General features: G+C 61.7%; 16 protein-coding genes and 1 tRNA gene. 11 read left to right on the top strand and 6 right to left on the bottom strand.

Features of this window, described 5'->3' with window-relative positions; all coding sequences use genetic code 11:
• Nucleotides 1-131: 131 nt before the first annotated feature.
• The gene (locus HJB84_RS13280) at nucleotides 132-2,489 is read left to right on the top strand and encodes a methyl-accepting chemotaxis protein (RefSeq protein ID WP_221116122.1); all 2,358 of its coding nucleotides are present in this window, start codon (nucleotides 132-134) and stop codon (nucleotides 2,487-2,489) included.
• A 60-nt stretch (nucleotides 2,490-2,549) separates the two neighbouring features.
• On the opposite strand, the gene HJB84_RS13275 is transcribed toward HJB84_RS13280, so the two are convergent.
• Complete coding sequence (locus HJB84_RS13275) at nucleotides 2,550-3,743, bottom strand: MFS transporter (RefSeq protein ID WP_207582852.1); 1,194 nt, start codon at nucleotides 3,741-3,743, stop codon at nucleotides 2,550-2,552.
• A gap of 190 nt (nucleotides 3,744-3,933) precedes the next feature.
• Here HJB84_RS13275 and HJB84_RS13270 point away from each other — a divergent pair, with 190 nt between their 5' ends.
• Nucleotides 3,934-4,491 carry a TetR/AcrR family transcriptional regulator gene (locus tag HJB84_RS13270; protein ID WP_207582853.1) on the top strand — a complete coding sequence of 186 codons (558 nt, stop codon included), beginning with the start codon at nucleotides 3,934-3,936 and terminating at the stop codon, nucleotides 4,489-4,491.
• A gap of 3 nt (nucleotides 4,492-4,494) precedes the next feature.
• Here the strand turns inward: HJB84_RS13270 and HJB84_RS13265 are convergent, their stop codons facing one another.
• Nucleotides 4,495-7,998, bottom strand: coding sequence for a hybrid sensor histidine kinase/response regulator (locus tag HJB84_RS13265; protein WP_207582854.1), 3,504 nt, complete (start codon nucleotides 7,996-7,998; stop codon nucleotides 4,495-4,497).
• Nucleotides 7,999-8,220: 222 nt separating this feature from the next.
• On the opposite strand from HJB84_RS13265, the gene mscL reads away from it, so the two are divergent.
• From mscL to HJB84_RS13240, 5 genes are all read left to right on the top strand, one after another.
• Entirely contained in the window at nucleotides 8,221-8,658 is a 438-nt protein-coding gene (mscL, locus tag HJB84_RS13260) for a large conductance mechanosensitive channel protein MscL (protein WP_207582855.1), read from the top strand.
• Nucleotides 8,659-8,987: 329 nt separating this feature from the next.
• A complete protein-coding gene (locus HJB84_RS13255) occupies nucleotides 8,988-10,154 on the top strand; it encodes a pyridoxal phosphate-dependent aminotransferase (protein ID WP_207582856.1) in 1,167 nt (388 codons plus the stop codon).
• Nucleotides 10,155-10,349: 195 nt separating this feature from the next.
• Nucleotides 10,350-11,384 (top strand): UDP-glucose 4-epimerase GalE, encoded by a 1,035-nt coding sequence (gene galE, locus HJB84_RS13250; RefSeq protein ID WP_207582857.1) that lies wholly within the window; start codon nucleotides 10,350-10,352, stop codon nucleotides 11,382-11,384.
• Nucleotides 11,385-11,405: 21 nt separating this feature from the next.
• Complete coding sequence (locus HJB84_RS13245; RefSeq protein WP_207582858.1) at nucleotides 11,406-13,367, top strand: bifunctional diguanylate cyclase/phosphodiesterase; 1,962 nt, start codon at nucleotides 11,406-11,408, stop codon at nucleotides 13,365-13,367.
• A gap of 130 nt (nucleotides 13,368-13,497) precedes the next feature.
• Nucleotides 13,498-14,550: an enoyl-CoA hydratase/isomerase family protein gene (locus HJB84_RS13240; RefSeq protein ID WP_207582859.1), complete on the top strand. Its 1,053-nt coding sequence runs from the start codon at nucleotides 13,498-13,500 to the stop codon at nucleotides 14,548-14,550.
• Between the two features lie 12 nt (nucleotides 14,551-14,562).
• Here HJB84_RS13240 and HJB84_RS13235 read toward each other — a convergent pair whose 3' ends face one another.
• Entirely contained in the window at nucleotides 14,563-16,623 is a 2,061-nt protein-coding gene (locus HJB84_RS13235; protein ID WP_207582860.1) for an ATP-dependent helicase, read from the bottom strand.
• Nucleotides 16,624-16,726: 103 nt separating this feature from the next.
• The gene (locus HJB84_RS13230) at nucleotides 16,727-16,993 is read right to left on the bottom strand and encodes a hypothetical protein (protein ID WP_221116121.1); all 267 of its coding nucleotides are present in this window, start codon (nucleotides 16,991-16,993) and stop codon (nucleotides 16,727-16,729) included.
• Nucleotides 16,994-17,170: 177 nt separating this feature from the next.
• Here HJB84_RS13230 and HJB84_RS13225 point away from each other — a divergent pair, with 177 nt between their 5' ends.
• Both HJB84_RS13225 and HJB84_RS13220 read left to right on the top strand, forming a co-directional pair.
• Complete coding sequence (locus HJB84_RS13225) at nucleotides 17,171-17,431, top strand: BON domain-containing protein (RefSeq protein ID WP_221116120.1); 261 nt, start codon at nucleotides 17,171-17,173, stop codon at nucleotides 17,429-17,431.
• A 172-nt stretch (nucleotides 17,432-17,603) separates the two neighbouring features.
• A complete protein-coding gene (locus HJB84_RS13220) occupies nucleotides 17,604-17,867 on the top strand; it encodes a hypothetical protein (RefSeq protein ID WP_221116119.1) in 264 nt (87 codons plus the stop codon).
• 253 nt (nucleotides 17,868-18,120) lie between these two features.
• On the opposite strand, the gene HJB84_RS13215 is transcribed toward HJB84_RS13220, so the two are convergent.
• Nucleotides 18,121-18,363 (bottom strand): DUF982 domain-containing protein, encoded by a 243-nt coding sequence (locus HJB84_RS13215; RefSeq protein ID WP_003545294.1) that lies wholly within the window; start codon nucleotides 18,361-18,363, stop codon nucleotides 18,121-18,123.
• Between the two features lie 306 nt (nucleotides 18,364-18,669).
• Between HJB84_RS13215 and HJB84_RS13210 the strand changes: the two genes are divergently transcribed.
• Nucleotides 18,670-19,086 carry a hypothetical protein gene (locus HJB84_RS13210; protein ID WP_221116118.1) on the top strand — a complete coding sequence of 139 codons (417 nt, stop codon included), beginning with the start codon at nucleotides 18,670-18,672 and terminating at the stop codon, nucleotides 19,084-19,086.
• 45 nt (nucleotides 19,087-19,131) lie between these two features.
• On the opposite strand, the gene HJB84_RS13205 is transcribed toward HJB84_RS13210, so the two are convergent.
• Nucleotides 19,132-19,206 (bottom strand) — tRNA-Thr (locus HJB84_RS13205).
• Nucleotides 19,207-19,362: 156 nt separating this feature from the next.
• On the opposite strand from HJB84_RS13205, the gene HJB84_RS13200 reads away from it, so the two are divergent.
• Nucleotides 19,363-19,557: a hypothetical protein gene (locus HJB84_RS13200; RefSeq protein WP_207582865.1), complete on the top strand. Its 195-nt coding sequence runs from the start codon at nucleotides 19,363-19,365 to the stop codon at nucleotides 19,555-19,557.
• The last annotated feature ends 56 nt before the right edge of the window (nucleotides 19,558-19,613 follow it).

The raw sequence follows: 19,613 nt of genomic DNA, 5'->3' as shown, positions 1-19,613 counted from the left end.
TGTTTTAATCAAATTTTGCAAGCATGGAGATTGGGAGGCCTTCAGTTTCTGCTGGATGACGGTTGTTTATACGTGCCGGCGAATTGGACTTAAGGCGTGCGTCAGTACAGCAGCGAAGGCGGGCGGAGAACATGCTTTTCAAGTCTACGACAAGTCGCAATCTTTTTTCTGTGGCGGCCTGTGGCGTCATCGCCGTTATTGTCGCTTCCAGCGTCATTTTCTATCGGTCCTATACCGAAATTCGCGGCGGCAGCATCGAACAGATGCGCCAGATCGCGACGGCCGAAGCGCTGAAAGTCGAAAAGAATATCGGCGGTACCGTGCATATCGTCGACGGACTTGATGTCGTGCTGACCACGATGAAGCAGATGGGCGACACCGATCGTGCCAGGGCGGACAAGGTCTTGCTCAACCTGCTGCAAGCCAACCCCCCCGTCCTTGGGACTTGGACCGGATGGGAGCCGAATGCTTTCGACGGCAAGGACAAGGATTATGTCGGCAAGGAAGGACACGACGCGACGGGCCGCTATGTGCCCTATTGGGTGCGGAGCGGGGGGCAGATTACCCATACCGCGTTGACCGATTATACCGTGGCTGGAGCGGGCGACTACTATCAGCTGCCGTTCACGCAGCGCAAAACCGTTGTCATCGAGCCGTATTCTTATGCGATCGATGGAAAAGACGTCTTGATGACCTCTGTCACCAAGCCGATTGTCATCGACGGCAAGGCGGTGGGCGTTGCAGGCCTTGACCTTTCGCTTCAGGACACCAACAAGGCGCTGTCAGCCGTTCGACCGATGGGAGCGGGCTTCCTTGGCCTGCTGACCAGTGCCGGCAAGATCGTCAGCCATCCGGATGCAGGCCTCATCGGCAAGAGCCTTTCCGAGACGGGAGCAAAGACTGCGGAGTGGGATCGTCTTATCGCCAATCCCGGTGTTGAGCGTGAGGTGACCAATGAGGACGGCAGCGTATCGCTGGCGATTGCGGTCGCGGTCAAGCTTGCCGAGAGCTCGGATTGGTATGCGATCGTTTCGGTCCCGAAGGCAACACTCTTCGGGCCTCTGTATGCGGTGGTGCGGGATGCCATTCTCGCAACAGGCTTGGCGGCCTTGCTGCTCGGCGTCGCCGGTTGGCTGATCGCACGTCGGTTCGTCGGTCGGATTTCCAGCGTCATCGGCGAGACTGCCGAGATTGCCGCAGGTAAACTCGATGTGAACCTGAAGGACAGCGACGCGAAGGACGAAATCGGCGACCTGTCGCGCTCGCTGAAGGCGCTGCTGGAGGGCAATCGCGAAAAGGCGCGGCTGGAGGCCGCGGCAGAAGAAAACCGCGCGCTGCAGGAAAAGGAGCGTGCAGAGCGCGCTCGGATCGACCAGGCCCAGGAAGCCGACGTCAAATTCGCCGTCGGTGAATTGGCGCTTGGCCTGGCGAAGCTTGCCGAAGGCGACATGACGAGCGCACTCGAGCATCCTTTCGCTGCGACGCTTGACGAGACCCGCATCAATTTCAACGAGTCGGTCGTCAAATTGCGTTCGGCGCTGGTGTCATTCTCGCAAAATGCCGAGGTCATCCAAAGCGGCACCGAGGAGATCCGTTCTGCGGCCGACGATCTTGCGCGGCGTACGGAACAGCAGGCTGCCTCCGTTGAAGAAACTGCCGCGGCGCTCGAGCAGATCACCACATCCGTCAAGGATTCCACGGCGCGTGCCGAAGAAGCAGGATCGATGGTTGTTCGCACGAAGGAAAATGCCGAACGGTCCGGCCAGATCGTGCAGCGGGCTGTCGAAGCGATGAACGACATCGAACAGTCGTCCAAGTCGATCTCGAATATCATCGGCGTCATCGACGAGATCGCCTTCCAGACAAACCTGCTTGCGCTGAATGCCGGCGTCGAGGCCGCGCGCGCCGGTGAAGCCGGCAAGGGCTTCGCCGTCGTCGCCCAGGAAGTCCGTGAGCTGGCGCAGCGCTCGGCTGGCGCAGCCAAGGAGATCAAGGTGCTGATCGGCGCTTCGGGCGGCCAGGTGCGACATGGTGTTGCCCTGGTGCGCGAGACCGGCGATGCCTTGGACGGGATTGTTCAAGAGGTGCAGCAGATCGACCGCAATGTCCACGCGATCGTTCAATCCGCACGCGAGCAGTCGACCGGCCTTCAGGAAATCAATACCGCCGTCAATCAGATGGATCAGGCGACGCAGAAGAATGCGGCCATGGTGGAGGAGTCGAATGCGGCAGCCCACACGCTCGCGACCGAAGTCTCTGCCCTGTCCGGACGGTTGGGCCAGTTTCGCCTCGATACCGGCATGGGCATGACGTCGGCAATATCGCGTTCGAATGCGCCGCGTTCGATCGCCGCTCCGAAAATCGTATCATCGCACACGTCCATCCCTGTTCCCTCTCCGGCCCGTGCGTTGAAGAAGACGCTGGCGACCGCTCTCGGTGGCGGCTCAAAGGCAACCGCTCCGGCCGACCACGGCTGGGAGGACTTCTGATCCGTTCGGTTCAGCGGAACGGAGACGGTTCCCTCGCCACGGCTGGTCGCCGTCATGCCCTCACGCGGCCGCCTTCCGACGGCCGGCGCGAAGCCCCAGTAGTCCGACGCCCATCAGCAACAGGATGGCCGTCGCATAGATATCCGTCGTCAGCGCATATCCGGCCGATTTCGCCAGGAACCCGGCAAGGATCGCCGGCAGGCTGAAGGCGAGATAGCTCTGGATATAGAAGGCAGACAAAAGCCCGGCCCGCTCATCCGCCTTGGCGAGCGGCATGATGGTGCCGATCGAACCGAGGAAATTGGTTCCGAAACCGGCGCCGGTGAAGACCGTGCCGATGAGAAGCAGCGGCACATTGGCGAGATGCACGCCGGCAACGACCGTCAAAATACCGAGCGTTTTGGCCGACACGCCGAAACCGAGATTGGCCGAGGCCGACTTGCTGCGTCTGAGATAGACGGCGCTCGCCCCGCTCGCCATCAGCGCAGTCACGACGGCCCCGCCGGTCAGCGGCGCGCCGCTACCGGTGGTGCTGGCGACCAGCGACGGGACCAGCGAGAGATAGAAGCCGGCGAGCGTCCAGTTGGCGATGTTGATCGGCGTCACCAGCGACAGTGGCCGTTTCACCTGCTGGGGAATGGCGACCCTGGGGATCAGCGAACCGAGCGCGCCCGGCCGCGTGCCGCCGGTCTCGTGCGTCAACCAGATGCCCGCTGCCAGCAGCGTGAAGGCAAGGAGCAACAGCGCATAGGTGAGATGCATCGGGAAGGGGCCGTATTGGATCAAGGCGCTGGTGCCGACCGCCCCCACCGCCATGCCGCAAAGCGGCGCGATCGAATTGACGATTTGCCCCTTTGCCCGGTCGACATCGACGAGCGCCGCGCCGATCGAGGCGCCGGCGATCCCGGTTGCAATACCCTGGACGATCCGCGCCGCGATCAGCCAGCCGGGCCCGTTGGCGACGACGAAGAGCGCCATGGCGATGATTTCGAGCACGAGGGCGAAAAAGATCACCGGCTTGCGGCCGAGATGGTCGGAGATCGAACCGGCGGTCAAAAGCGCCGCCAGCAGCGCGAATGCGTAGATCGCGAAGACCACCGTGATCAGCACAGGCGAGAGCGAGAAATTCTGCTGATAGATCCGATAGAGCGGCGTCGGCGCCGCGGAGGCGCCGAAGAAGGTGGCGAGTGTCAGCGCATGAAAACCGATCGAGGGCCTCTGCGCATTCCCGGTGGATTTGGCTGCGGCGACCATATATAAGCCCCCTTAAAGCTAAGCCGTTGCGTTAGCTCCATGTAGGGCGAATGCATGGTAAAGGCAAATTCTTTGCGTTCATGGTTCTGTCAAAGATTTTGAACCATGGTATGCCTGTCGCCCGGAAGTGTGCAGCGGTTCCGGGATAACGACATGCATAAAACAAAGAAACGAAAGTTGGATTGCAGGCATGGCGGTAAAAGAGAATCTCCGTCCGGGCGGCAGAAGCGCGCGGGTTCAGGCATCGGTTCACAAGGCGGTCCATGAGCTGTTGGCCGAGATGATCCGCGCTGAGGTGACGATCCCGCTGATCGCTGCCAAGGCGGGTGTGACGCCGTCGACCATCTATCGCCGTTGGGGTGACCTGCAGGCGCTTCTTGCCGACGTTGCCGTCGAGCGGCTGCGGCCGGATATGCAGCCGGTCGATGCCGGCAGCGGTAAGGCGGACCTCGAAGCCTGGGCCGAGCAATATGCCGAGGAAATGTCGTCCGGGCCGGGCCGCGAGATGATCCGCGACGTGCTGGCGGCGCAAACGGGCGCAAATGCCTGCAAATGCTGCGAATATACCCGCCAGCAGATCGTCGTCATCGCCGAAAGGGCGAAGGCTCGTGGTGAGGTCTTTCCGGATCTCGACCGCGTCATGGATCAGGTCGTGGCGCCGATCATGTACCGCATCCTGTTCGGAGACGTGCCGGATGCGGCGCGGGTCCGTGATCTCATCGCGCGCGTCATGGACGCTGCGGACTGACTCTTACTCCGCGGCCGCGCGCTTCAAGCCGGAAATCTGGGTAATATAGGCGCGCAGTGCTGCCGGCCGCACCGGTTTGTGCTGAACGGCGATGTCGTATTTCTCGGCCTCGCTGCGCACCTCCGGCGTGCGGTCGGCCGTAATCATCAGCGCAGGAATGTCGGCGCCGAACTGCCGGCGAAGATGCAGGATTGCGGCAATCCCGGTGCCGTCGTCGAGATGATAATCGGCGATGACGAGATCCGGCGGCCCGCCATGGCCGTCGCTCGATATCACCTCGGCGAGACTATCCAGCGCCTCCACCTCGCAGCCCCAGCCGTTGAGCAGCAGCCGCATACCTTCGAGAATCTTTGGTTCGTTATCGATGCAGAGGATCTTCAGCCCCTTGAGCGGCTGTCCCGGACGGTCGGCAGCAGTGGTTGCCGCTGTAGCCTCCGCGGGGCGCGAAATGTCGAGCGGCATGGAGATGCGGAATTCCGTGCCCTTGCCATGCGTCGAGTGCAGTTCGACCGGATGGTTGAGCACGCGGGCGATGCGGTCGACGATCGAAAGACCGAGCCCGAGGCCGGAGGCGGTTTTGGCGCCTTCGTCCAGCCGGGCGAATTCCTTGAACACCGTGCGGAATTTCGACGGCGGAATGCCGATTCCGGAATCGATTACCTGAATGATCACGTGGTTGCCGCGCCGCCGCGCTCCGACCAGCACCTTGCCCGTGTTCGTGTATTTGATGGCATTGGAAACGAGGTTCTGCACCAGCCGGCGCAGAAGATTGGGGTCGGAGCGCACCCGAAGCGATGTCGGCATGACCACCAGCTTCAGCTGTTTCTCGCGGGCAATCGGCGCGAAATCGGTCTCGATCCGCTCCAACAGGTCGGAAAGTGCCACGGCGGCAAGCCGCGGCCGCATGGCGCCGGTATCGAGCCTGGATATATCGAGCACGGCGCCAAGAATGGTTTCGACCGATTCCAGCGCGGAATCGATGTTGCGCACGATCGGGCTGTTGTCTGATTGCGCCATGCGCTCGACCAGCGCCGAGGAATAAAGCCTGGCGGCGTTCAGCGGCTGCAGAATATCGTGGCCGGCAGCGGCGAAAAAACGGGTCTTGCCGATATTCGCCTCGTCGGCGGCGGCGCGCGCCTCGGCGAGTTCGTGGTTGACGCGGGTCAACTCGGCGGTGCGTTCGGCGACGCGCTGCTCCAGCGTCTCATTCGCCTGTTTCAGCGCCTGGTCAGCGCTGACGCGCTGGGTGATGTCGGTGAAGGTCGCGACAATGCCCTTGTCGGGCATGGCGTTGGAGCGGACCTCGATGATCCGCTCGCCGCCGCTGAGCACCAGTGCGAAGGGTTTGTCCAGTGTCAGGAAATGCCGTACCGTCTGATTGAGATCGCCGGGCGCGATGTCGCCGCGCTCACTCAGCGTGGTGACAATGTCGGCGAGGGGAAAACCGACCTGGCCGGCACTTTCCGGCAGGTCCAGCAATTGCCGGAAGCGCCGGTTCCAGATCGTCAGCCGGTTGGAACTGTCGAACACCGCAATGCCTTGATCCATCTGCGAAAGGGCGGTCTGCAGCATATCCTGGTTATATTGCAGCGCCTCGCTTGCCTGGTCGAGCAGCCAGGCGGTGTCGGAAGAGGCATCCTCGATCTTCTGCAGGATCAACGACAGCACCAGCCGGGCCGAGGACGAGCCGATGGCGCTGCCGAGCAGCTGCTCGCTGAAATGGATGAGCGCCATGTCGGCCGGCTGTTCGTCCCCTAGCTTGCGGCCGGAGCTTTGTTCGTAAGTCGTCAATGAGCGCTGCATGCGCTCTTCGCCGAGATAGCGCGAGATCGCCGCTTTGAGATCGCCGACGCTGATGCGGGTCTTCCAGCCGCGCGTGGCAAATTGCGAGCGCGAATGCCGCTTGACGAAGATGCCGGCCTGGATGCGTTCTAGCGGCCGGGCATTGCGGGTGAGCGAGCCGACGACGAAGAAGGCGGTGTTGACGAGCAGGCTCATCGCCGTTGCATTGACCAGCGGATCGGCGTCGGCTGCGCTGAACAATGTCGTCCCGGGAAAGATAAAGCCGAGCACGGCGCTCGCCACATAGGAATAATCGGGACCGCCGAGCGATGGCAGGAACAGCAGGTAGATCCAGATGATGAAGCCGGAGGAAAGCCCGAGGATCGCGCCGCGCGCATTCGCCCGCCGCCAGATCAGCCCGCCGATGAGGGCAGGGGCGATTTGCGCGATCGCGGCAAAGGAAAGAAGGCCGATCGAGGCCAGGCCGGCGGTGCTGTCGGTCGAGCGGTAATAGGCGTAGCCGAACAGCAGCACGGCGAAAATCGCGCTGCGGCGGATGTTGAGCAGCGTCTTGGCGAAATTGTCGCGCTGGCTGGCGCGGCCGGCGAGTTTGCGCCTCAGGAAGATCGGCATGATGATATCGTTCGACACCATGATCGACAGCGCCACGGAATCGACGATGACCATCGCCGTTGCGGCGGAGAAGCCGCCGATGAAGGTGATCAGCGACACCACAGGCATCTCACCGGCAAGCGGCAGCGACAGCATGTAGAAATCGGCGTTGCCCGCGCCGCCGAAGGTCAGCAGTCCGCCGATCGCCACCGGCAACACGAAGAGATTGATGGCGATGAGGTAGGTGGGAAACAGGAAGCCGGCGAGTTTCAGCTGTTTCGGCGTTCGGTTTTCGACGACCGTCACGTGGAATTGCCGCGGCAGCAGGATGATCGCGAAGGCCGAGAGGAGGATCAGCGTGATCCAGCGGCTGATCGGCGTATGGTAGTTGAGCGCCGACATGACCAGCTCGTTGTCGACAGTCTTCTGCCAGAGATCGGTCGGGCCATCGAAGAGAAACCAGATGACGCAGACGCCGGCGGTCAGGAAGGCGACGAGCTTGACCACGGATTCCATCGAGACTGCGAGGATCAGGCCGTCCTGGTGTTCCGTCGCATCCGTATGCCGCGTGCCGAACATGATGGCGAAGCAGGCAAGCACCAGCGTCGCGATGAGCGGCAGGTCCAGGAAGTAGAGATTGCCGCTGCCGATGCCGTAATCGGACGGGTTGACCATGGCGCTAACGGTGCTGGAGATCGCCTTGAGCTGTAGCGCGATATAAGGAATGGTGCCGATCAGCGAGATCAGCGCGACGATCGTTGCGACCGTCGGGTTTTTGCCGTAGCGCGCGGCGACGAAATCGGCAACCGAGGTGAGCTTCTCGGCCTTGGCGAGCTCGATGATCCGGCGAAGCAGCGGCATGGCGAGCGTGAAGACCAGGATCGGGCCGATATAGATGCCGGCAAATTCCAGGCCGCGCTGCGCCGCAAGCCCGACGCTGCCGAAATAGGTCCAGGAGGTGCAGTAGATCGCCAGGCTCAGCGCATAGACCACCGGCCATCCGCCTTCGAGCCCGCCCTGGCCGCGCTTCTTGCGGTCGCCATAGCTTGCCACGGCGAAAAGCAGGAGCAGATAGCCGAAGGCAGACGCGAATATGACCCAGCCTGGAAGCATTGACCCTCCGCCGGCGGAAAACCCGCCGGGACCTCCCGCAACTTGGAGCAGCTTAAGTCATTTCAGGTGCTTTGAAAATTCCTGCCCGTCTAGGCCTTAAGTCAAAGACCGCCAGAGGTATCGCCAAATAATTGCGATTGCCGATTGATTAATTGCAGTGAAGATGTAGCTAATAAAATCCATCGTATACTCTCTGAAATGGATCGAAGGGGGACGGATCCGATGCTCAACGACTTCAAGGCCTTTATCGCCCGCGGCAATGTCATGGATCTTGCAGTCGGCGTCATCATCGGCGGCGCCTTCGGCGGCATCGTCAAATCCTTGGTCGACGACCTGATCATGCCGATTGTCGGCGCCATTTTCGGCGGCTTCGATTTCTCGAATTACTTTCTGCCACTTGCGTCGGCCGTCAACGCGCCGACGCTTGCCGCCGCCCGCGCGCAAGGGGCGGTCTTTGCCTATGGCAGCTTCCTCACCGTTCTGATCAACTTCCTCATTCTCGCCTGGATCATCTTCCTGATGGTCAGGGGCGTGAATTATCTGCGCCTGCAGGTCGAGCGCCAGGAAAAGGCCGCACCGGAAGAGCTGCCCCCGCCGCCCGCCGACGTCCAGCTGCTGACCGAAATCCGCGATCTCCTCGCCAAGCGCCCGACGGCCTGATCGTGGCTGAAGGCTGCCCCTCACCCTAGCCCAACCGGGGGTCGAGCCGCTGGTCTCGACCCGTCCTTCGGACCCCCGTAAAAAACGGGGAGAGGGGACGTGCCCTGCGAGAGCTTACCGAGGAACGGAGAGGTCGCGGCACACCCCCTTCGCTCCGTTTACCGGGAGCAGGGGCCGGCAGGCGGATGAAGGGCGAGCGTGGATCTCCTGGCGTGCTTCACCACGCCGGCGCGGCCCGACCATTCATCACGAAAATCGATATTCCATCACTGGATATCATGGGATTTGCCGACGCAAATCCACTATGAAGGCGGAAACCGGAGATATGCATGTCGATCGTGAAGAGCCTCAGCCCGCGCGCCATAGCGGCGCCCGAAAGCGGGATCGTCGAAGTCGTCAACTATGCCCGTGGCCGCGAAGGCCTGCTGCCGCTCTGGGTGGGTGAAGGCGACCTGCCGACGCCTGATTTCATCAGCAGAGCGGCGATGGCCGCGCTTGCTTCAGGCGAGACCTTCTACACATGGCAGCGCGGCATTCCGGAGCTTCGCCAGGCGCTTTCGGATTATTACTTCAGACATTTCGGAATCCGGCTTCCGGTCGAGCATTTCTATGTCACCGGTTCCGGCATGCAGGCGATCCAGATCGCCGTGCAGACGCTGACCTCGCCGGATGACGAACTGGTTTACTTCACCCCCGCCTGGCCGAATATCGCTGCCGCCCTCGAAATCTCGGGCGCGCGCTCCGTCGGCGTCGAGCTGCAGTTCGAAGGCGGCAAATGGGCGGTCGATCTGAACCGCGTCGAAGCTGCCATCACGCCGAAGACCAGGGGCATCTTCGTCAACACGCCGTCGAACCCCACGGGCTGGACGGCGACGAAGAAGGATCTTGCCGACATCCTGGCGCTCGCCCGCCGGCACGATCTCTGGATCATGGCGGATGAAATCTACGCTCTCTATTATTTTGCCGGCGGTCGGGCGCCTTCTTTCCTCGATGTGATGGAGCCGGACGACAAGATCCTCTTCGTCAATTCCTTCTCGAAGAACTGGTCGATGACCGGCTGGCGCGTCGGTTGGATCGTCGCCCCGCCCGAGATGGGCCAGGTGCTCGAAAACCTCATCCAGTATTCGACATCGGGCGTGGCGCAGTTCATGCAGAAGGGCGCCGTCGCAGCTCTGAATGAAGGCGACGATTTCGTCGCTGCCAATATCGCCAAGGCGGCTCGCTCCCGCGATATTCTCTGCGACGCGCTTGTCGCCACCAACCGCGTCGAGACGCTGAAACCGGACGGCGCGCTTTACGCCTTCCTCAAGATCGACGGCGTCGCCGACAGCCGCAGCGCCGCCATCGATATCGTCGACAAGACAGGCGTCGGCCTTGCCCCCGGCACCGCGTTCGGCGCTGGCGGCGAACTCTTCCTGCGCGCCTGTTTCCTGCGCGACCCTGCGCAGGTGGCGGTCGCGGCCGAGCGTCTCTGCGACTATATCCTCAAGCGTTGAGAAGCGGCTCGATCGGGCGATTTCGTGCCGGAATCGCCCGATCGATAAAACTTGAACAAAGCCCGAAATCGGCCTCTAACCACAAGTCCAAACATACCGGTTCAAAGGGCCTCGAACGGCCATTCGATAAGAAAATTGGAAAGAAAAACCGGGCCTGATGCCCCTGCTTATCAAACGAAAGCAGGGATGCGGGTCATGGCGGTTTTGGTGACGGGCGGCGCCGGATATATCGGCAGTCACATGGTTTGGGCGCTGCTCGATGCAGGTGAAGATGTGGTCGTGCTCGACCGCCTCTCCACGGGCTTTCGCTGGGCCGTGGCGCCGGCGGCGCGCTTCTATCTCGGCGACGTCGCTGATGCCGACATATTGAAGAAGATCTTCATCGAAAACGATATCGAGGCGATCATCCATTTCGCCGGTTCCGCCGTTGTCCCGGTCTCGGTTGCCGATCCGCTCTCCTATTATGACAACAACTCAGGCAAGACCCGGGCGCTGCTTTCGGCCTCGGTCGAGGCCGGGATCCGAAACTTCGTCTTCTCCTCGACGGCGGCCGTTTACGGTCAGCAAAAGACCGACCTTCCGGTGAAGGAGACGGCCTCCCTCAATCCGGAAAATCCTTACGGCCAATCGAAGCTGATGACCGAGTTCATGCTGCGCGATGCCGCCGCCGCCTATGATTTCAACTACGTCGCGCTGCGTTATTTCAACGTCGCCGGCGCCGATCCTGATCACCGGGCCGGCCAGTCGACCTCAGGCGCCACCCACCTCATCAAGGTTGCCTGCGAGGCGGCGCTCGGCAGGCGCGACAGCGTCAGCGTCTATGGTATCGATTATCCCACCCATGACGGCACCGGCGTGCGCGACTACATCCATGTCACCGATCTTGTCGATGCGCATCTGAAGGCGCTGCAGCATCTGCGCAGGGGCAAGGGCTCGCTCGTTGCCAATTGCGGTTATGGCAGCGGCTATTCCGTGCTCGACGTGCTGAACATGATCACGCGCCTGCACGGACATTCCTTCAAGATCCACATGGCGCCGCGGCGCGCCGGCGATTCGGCCAGCGTCGTCGCCGATGCTTCGCTCGCCCGGCAGGTGCTCGACTGGAGGCCCCGGCACGATTCGCTCGAAACCATCGTCCAGAGTTCGCTCGACTGGGAAATCTTCCTGTCGAACAGAAACGTCGACGACCTGCACAGCATCCACCGGGCACTGGCAGCCGCTTCGTTCTGAGTGGTGCTTGGAAAAGGGAAGATGAAGAACTTTCTGGCCTCACTGCAGCTGCAAAAAGACAATCCGACGCTTCTGACGGCGCAGTTCCGGGCCCTGTCGTCTCAGATCCCCATTCTCTATATCCTGCTGGTCATCAACGCCCTTGCGGTGGCGATCACCCACCTCAAATCCGCGCCGCTCTGGCTCTCGCTCTATATTCCTGTCGCCTTGAGCATCGTCTGTGTCTTCCGTCTCTGCTGGTGGGAGATCAGGGGCAAGGAAAACGTCACAGCCGAGCGGGCTTACAGGCTGATGAAGATCACCATATCGGGCGCCGGTATCCTCACGATCGCTTTCGGCAGCTGGGCGATCGCGCTTTACCAATACGGCGATGCTTCCCAACAGGGCCAGATCGCCTACTTCCTCGTCGTCACCGGCATTTCCTGCATCTTCTGCCTGATGCATCTGCCGATGGCGGCAGCGCTCACCACGGTCATCACCTTCTCGGCCATGGTGGCGACCTTCATGTTCTCGGGCAATCCGGTTTTCGTGGCGACCGCCGTCAGCGGCCTCTTCCTGATCCTGCCCTTCCTCAGGGTGATCAACAGCTATTTCCAGAATTTCGTCGGCCTAGTGCAATTGACCGAGGAATTGAAGCAGAAGCGGGCGGAAGCCGAGGAGCTGAACCTCGTCAACAGCCGCAACGCCCTGCATGACCAGCTGACGGGCCTCGCCAACCGCCGCAGCTTCTTTCTCTCGCTGGAAAAGCGGCTGCAGAAGGATCCGTCCGCGCCGCCCGTCCTCGGCATTCTCGATCTCGACGGTTTCAAGCCGGTCAACGATGTTTTCGGCCATGCCGCCGGCGATCTCGTGCTCAAGGAGACCGCCCGCCGCTTCACCGCGCTGGTCGGCGAAGAGGGTATCGTCTCCCGTCTCGGCGGCGACGAGTTCGGCATCATCTTCCCCTGTTCGATGACACGCCAGGCGATCGCCGATCTCGGCCAGGCGCTCTGCGCCGCCGTTCGCGATCCCTACGAAATCCCTGATGGCTCAGTTCGCGTTTTCGGCTCCTGCGGTATCGTCTATCCCGAGATCGGCAAATACACCGCCGAGGATCTCTACGAGAAAGCCGATTTTGCCCTCTACCAGGTCAAGAGCAAGCGCAGCAGCGGCGTCGAATTCTTCTCGGCGGAGCACGAGAAGATCCTGACGCAGCGCCACCTGATCGAGCTCGAGCTGCAGGCGAATGATTTCGCCAGCGAATTGAAACTCGAATATCAGCCGATCGTCGAACTGAAGAGCGGCCGCGTCGTCGGCTACGAGGCGCTTGCCCGCTGGGACAGCGCCCGCTTCGGCCGCATCAGTCCCGACGCCTTCATTCCCGCTGCCGAGCGCACGGCGGTCATCGGCCGGATAACACGCATCCTTTTTGCCAGGGCGCTCGAAGCGCTGGCGATCATTCCACGCCATCTCCGGCTCTCCTTCAATCTCTCTGCGCGCGATATCTGCGACCATGAGACATCGATGGCGCTGCTTGGCATGGTCACCCGCTCCGGCATCGATCCCAGGCGCATCGAATTCGAGATCACCGAGACGGCGCTGCTTTCCGATTTCGACACCGCCGACCAGGTCATCTCAATGCTGCGGGCTGCCGGCATCTCGATCGCGCTCGATGATTTCGGCACCGGTTATTCCAGCCTCAGCCATATCCACCGTCTCGGCTTCGACAAGCTGAAGATCGACAAGGCCTTCGTGATGAATTTCGATCGCGACGCCCGTTGCATGAACATCACCCGCTCGGTCGCCAATCTCTGCCAGAATCTCGGCATTGCCTCCGTCGCCGAAGGCGTCGAAAGCGAGGCGATCGCCGAGGGCTTGAAGGCGGCGGGCGTTCGTCTGGCGCAGGGCTATCATTTCTCGCGGCCGCTGCCGCTGGAACTTGCAATCGACTATGCCGCCCGGTGCGAAGCCGCAGCCTCCGCCCGCAATTCGCTCTCTGCCTGACCGGTCGATCCCCGGCCGATCTTAAATCGACTGGAGCGACGTTGCATCGTCGTCTATTCATGGTCTCGAGCCTTTCCCGGGCAGAATGCTTCAATCTGACCAGGAAAGACTTCGACAGCGGAGGTGAACCATGCAAGACGGCGAAGTCATCATTGAACAGCAGGGCACTGCCGGCATCATCCGGCTCAACCGGCCGCGGGCGCTAAATAGCCTGACGCTGCCGATGATCCGGACGATCACTGACGCTCTTGATGGTTTTGCCGGGGATGCCGACGTGGCGAGCGTCGTCATGAGCGGGGAGGGTGAACGCGGCCTCTGCGCCGGCGGTGATATCCGCGCCCTGCATGAAAGCGCCCGCGCCGGCGATGGTCTCGCGGGCGCCTTCTGGCGCGAGGAATTCCGCCTCAACCATCAGATCGCCGCCTACCCCAAACCCTATGTGGCGCTGATGGACGGCATCACCATGGGCGGCGGCGTCGGCCTGTCGTCGCACGGCCGCCACCGCATCGTCACAGAGCGCACGCGGCTTGCCATGCCCGAAACCGGCATTGGCTATGTCCCGGATGTCGGCGCCACCTGGCTGCTGCCGCGCGCCCCCGGCGAAGCCGGAACATGGCTCGGCCTGACCGGGCTCGATATCGGTGCTGCCGACGCAATCCACGCCAGCCTTGCCGACCTTCAGATTGCGTCGTCGCGGCTCGGCGCGGTGATCGATGCGCTGTCTGTCCTGCCGCGCGCCGGCTCCCCCAGCGATGTCGATGCGGTGCTGCAGGCGCTTTCGGAGCCTGCAGGTGAAAGCCGGCTCAGGCAGAACGCATCGGTGATTGATCGCGTCTTCTGTTTCGACAGCGTCGAGGAGATCCTGGCAGCACTTGCCGGGGAGGAGGGCGACTTCGCCGCCGAGACCCGCCGGGTGCTGATGACCCGCTCGCCGACCAGCCTGAAACTCGCCTTGGCGCTGCTGAGAGCCGGCCGCCGCAGCGCTTCACTTGCCGAATGCCTCGGCCGTGAACTCGGCGCCTGCCTGCAGATGCTGGATAATCCCGATTTCTTCGAAGGCATCCGCGCCGCCGTCATCGACAAGGACCGCAATCCGAAATGGTCGCCGGCAAGTATCGAGGCTGTCGGGGCTGCAACGGTCGAGCGCTTCCTGAAACCGGCCGAGCCGCCGCTTTCGCTTTGATGGATTATCTGGTTATCGCCACATGCCGCGCATGCGGGCGCCGACATCGATGCGAACCTGCCGCGCCTGCGCTTGCGCGGCAGCTCCGGACTTTGCCTGCGGCCAGCTGCAGGCCTCGAAGAACTGCAGCAGAGTTGCCGGAATGAAGCGGCTGCGGGAGGCGTAGACGTGCCGGTCGCCCTGCGAATTCTGCCCATAGGTAAAGAAGCGTTGCGGCACGACGAGGTCGAGACCATCCCGGGCGCGGGTCATTGCCACATAGAGCAGCCGGCGCTCCTCCTCGATTTCCGCAGTGGCGCCGACGGCGAGATCGCTCGGAATGCAGCCGTCGACGACATTCAGCATGAAGACTTTCGTCCATTCCTGGCCTTTGGCGGAATGGATGGTCGACAGGATGAGATAGTCCTCGTCGAGCAGCGGCACGCCTGCCTGGTCGCTGGTCGCATCCGGCGGATCGAGAGTGAGCTCGGTGAGAAAACGCTCGCGCGAGGCATAACCGCCGGCGATCTGCTCGAGTTGCAGCAGATCGGCCTGCCGGGTCGCTGCGTCCTCGTGCAGCCGTTCCAGATGCGGCGCGTACCATTGCCGCGCCAGGCCGATTTCCGCCGGCCACCCGGCCTTGCCGGATTTCAGCTCCTGCAGCGTCGACACGAAGGACGTCCAGTCCTCGCCGGAGCGCGGCGGCGCCGGCATGGCGGCAAGCGCCGATATCGGGCTCGCATCCTCGGCCATCAGGTCGAGCGCCTTCTGCGCCGTCGACGGCCCGACGCCCGGCAGGATCTGCATCAGCCGAAAGCCCGCCACCCGGTCGCGCGGGTTCTGCGCGAAACGAAGGGCGGCCAGCATGTCCTTGACATGGGCGCTGTCGAGAAACTTCAGCCCGCCGAACTTGACGAAGGGAATGTTGCGCCGGGTCAACTCGACCTCCAGCGGCCCGCTGTGATGCGAGGCGCGGAACAGCACGGCCTGCTGTTTCAGCGTCAGGCCTTCCTCGCGGTTGTCGAGCACCATGTCGGCGACATAACGCGCCTGGTCGGCCTCGTCGCGCACCGAAACCAGACGCGGCCGCTCGGATGATTGCCGCTCGGTCCACAGGTTCTTGGTGAAGCGCTCCGAGGCGAGATCGATGACGGCGTTGGCCGCCGCCAGAATCGGCTGCGTCGAGCGGTAATTGCGGTCGAGGGTGACGATATTGGCGGCCGGGCTGAAGGCGGCGGGAAAATCGAGGATGTTGCGCACCGTCGCGGCGCGGAAGGAATAGATCGACTGGGCATCGTCGCCGACGACGGTCAGCCCCTGGCCGCCGGGCTTCAGCGCCAGCAGGATCGACGCCTGCAGCCGGTTGGTGTCCTGATATTCGTCGACGAGCACATGGTCGAAGCGGCTGCCGATATCCTCGGCGATCACGCTCTCGCCGACCATTTGCGCCCAGTAGAGCAGCAGATCGTCGTAGTCGAGCACGTTCTGGCTCTGCTTCGCCTCGACATAACAGGCGAAAAGCTCACGGAGCTGTTTCTCCCAGGCCGCGCACCAGGGAAAGGCGTCGCGCAGCACCTGATCGAGCGCGGTTTCCGAATTCACCGCCCGGGAATAGATGGCAAGGCAGGTGCCCTTGGTCGGAAACCGGCTTTCGGTTTTTGAGAAACCGAGATCGTGCCGGATCAGGTTCATCAGATCGGCGCTGTCTTCGCGGTCATGGATGGTGAAGTCGGCATCGAGGCCGATCTGTTGGGCATAATCGCGCAACAGCCGCGCGCCGATGCCGTGGAAGGTGCCGGACCAGGACAGCGCATCGGCCATGACCCCGGCATTCGAGCCCAGCACGTCGCGGCAGATGCGCTCGACACGCCGCATCATCTCGGCGGCGGCCCGGCGGGAGAAAGTCATCAGCAGGATGCGGCGCGGATCGGCGCCCTTGACGATGAGATGGGCGACCCGATGCGCCAGCGTATTCGTCTTGCCGGAGCCGGCGCCGGCAATGACCAGCAGCGGCCCGGCAATATGACTGCCGTCGATGAGCGTGCCGTGCTCGACGGCCATGCGCTGCTGGGGATTGAGCTTTTCGAGATACATCCAGCCGTCCGGTCGGGCTCTCGCAGAATCACTGCGGAAAATTAGATGTTCCTTGAATGTTCGCGATTTCAGCCGCTGTCAAGCCTGCCGCTCCAACGCAACGTCAATCGGGGAAATCCGGTCCGATCACGCGCCGCACCAGCTTCAGGCTGCGGTCCGGCTGAAGAATATAGGTTTCCTCCACGCGCTGGCCGGTCCCATTGTAGAACTGGTTATAGACGGCGCTGCCGACCGGCGACTTGGTGAGCTTCGTTCGCGGCTGCCCGCCATAGGTGATGCTGCCGGGAATGGGGTCGAGCGCCGGCGTATCGGCCGACGAGCAGCCGGCAAGCAATACCCCGGCAAATAAGGCGGACAGAAGCGCTTTCATCGTCATCATCCCTCTTTCGACTGCAGCCAGATATGGAAGCCGCGGCGCCTTTCGCCAAGGGGTGCCCATGCCACCGCGCAGGTATCGCTGTCGAGCAGGCTCTTCTTTTCCCGGGGACGCAACGAATGCGTCGCTGCGGCGTTAACAGTCATCAACCAACATTAGGAAACGTTCACGGTGCTCGGCTTTCCAGCATTCACGGGGCATGGCGAGCCCGGCCGGCAGGGCCACAGCGATGCCGCGACGCGCGCCTCGGTGGAGAGCGCCCTTCATGCGGCCGCCGATATCGAAGCCGGCGAAATCACCGTCAGCCTATCGGGCTCCTATGTCATCCTGGAGGGCTTCGTGCGCCGGCGGGGCGATGTCGAGCGGGCGATCGAGATCGCCGAGGGCGTCGGCGGCCGAGGCTATGTGCGTGCTCGCTTGCTGCGACGCTAATGCATGTCGCCTAAAAGTGTGCAGCGGTTTTAGGACAACGACCTGCATCAAATAAAAGTCCGGTGAAGGAGATGCTCCGCCGATCTGCGCGCTCATCTCTTTGCGATGCATGAAGGGAACCAAAATGCTCTCTCGCGTGTTGAAAGGCCGGACCTAACCGCTGGAGACTCTCATGCAGTTGCTTCCTCGCCTGTGGGCAACGACCTTGATAGTGGGTTGTGGTGTCTTTGCCGGCTCCGCCCATGCCTCGCTGGAAACCGGCACGAATTACTCCGCTTTGCCGAAGGACCAGATCGCCCTCAACGAATATACCGGGGCCGTCGCCTGCACACCGGTAGAGCCTCACTATCTGCCCTCCTTCATCCGCGCGGCAGATGGTACCATCATCGGTGTCGGTTATGTCGAGATCGCGAATGAGAGCGGCGCGGATTGCTGAAAAAAGGCGGTCCTGCTCGGACGAGGCTCGCCTGCGTTTCCGCAGAGAGTACGAGCCTCTAACCATCATCATGATGGCTGGGCATCTTCCGTGAAGACACCTGTACCAGGCGCAACGCCTGTTGCATCAAATCCCGGAAAGCATTTGTTGCAGGGTTAAACCAAAATTAAAGCCCAAAATTAAAGCATTATCCCGTTCCGGCACGCTTGCGCGCCCAGAAGGCGAAAATCGCCCGAAATTCCTTGCCGAAGTGCTAATGCAACTTCAGCTTCGCCTCTTCGGCGGCCGCCAGAAACTCGGCTCGTGCTTCTTCCACGCTCTTGCGCCCGTCGAGCGCTGCCCGGCAGGTGCTGCGGGCCTTGATATAACGAAGCCCGCGCATACTCGGCCAGAGATCCGCCAGGCACTTCAGCGCATCGAACGGACCATTGACCGTTCGCGCATCCGCACCTTCGAAACCAACCTTGACCGGGCTGTTCCATCTTTCAGTTGCCATTGACGCTCCTCCACGATTGTCGACAGAAACGAAGCGCAGCATCTCCCAGTTCCTCCGGGGAGACTTTGCGATAGTTAATACTCTAGCGTGATTTTTGCCGTCAGCAATGGGCGAATGGATTGCAGCCGGTGAGGCGAAATTTCCGCTGGTGAGATTCGCGGAGCGATCGGGCCGGCGAGAACCAAAATTTCGTTGGTATTTGTAAGCATGACGAATAAGGAGAAGGGAATTTTTGGAAGGTGCAACCACTCCTATCGCGCCGGCGCGGCATCATCGCTACCATGCTTGTGAAGCCGAGGGCTCCACATGGGTTTAGGTCGAAATCTGATTCAGGCTGCTTTTCTCTGCGGAGCCCTGGCTATGCCGGTCCTCGCCCGCGGGGCAGAGGTGTCTGCTGAAGACGCTCTCCTGACGCGTCTCTCCATTGAAACCGTCCCAAGACTCCAGCGGGAATATTTGCGGGCTACCCTGACACCCCAGGATGAAGGCACGGCGATAGATGTTGCTGCCTATGTTTGGTCTAAGGCTTTTGATCGGTGGGATGTCGAAGGTATATTCGATGGAACTTTTTCGTGGCTTCACGCGCCAATTAAGGACGAAGTGACAGTCACCAGAGAACTGATTGAACTGTGGCAGTTTTCGCCGTTTATACCTTACTATCTCGAGGTAACCGAGATTCCCGACTGCGCAAACAAAAGCGTGCTGCTTCCCAGCTGTTACTAGCTTTGCCGAGGGGCGCAAAGGGAGGTCATGTTCTTACCGAAAAACTGGTGCTGCCGAGTGGGATTGAACCACCGACCTCACCCTTACCAAGGGTGTGCTCTACCACTGAGCTACGGCAGCAGGACCAGGACCCGTGCGAGCCGTGTGGCTCACATCGCGGGAACGGGGCGGCTATTGCCACAGCTTGGCGGCAAGCGCAAGCAGCAAATTCCAACTTTGCGTGGATTGGGATGCAAGGGCCTTTTGGATCGGTGCGAATTCGGCTAATCCTGTCACATGAATGAAAAGACCGAAACCGGCCAGCAGAGCCGCAAAGAGGCGATCGAGGCACAGGCGAAACTGCGCCGCGAGCGCGCCGCCGAAAAACTCCGGGAAAATCTTTCAAAACGCAAACAGCAGGTGCGCGCCCGCCGTTCCGGGCAAGCTGACGAAACAAGTGGACTGCCTGCCGCAAAAATGGACGAATCGTAATGTTCCGTCCGCGGCGAATTGAAGCGTCGCGAAAAATCCCTTAAACACCCCACTCC

The organism is Rhizobium sp. NZLR1b, assembly GCF_019685155.1.
GTDB lineage: Bacteria > Pseudomonadota > Alphaproteobacteria > Rhizobiales > Rhizobiaceae > Rhizobium.
Note: the sequence above shows the minus strand (reverse complement) of the source record. Positions and strands in the feature narration are given on the sequence as shown.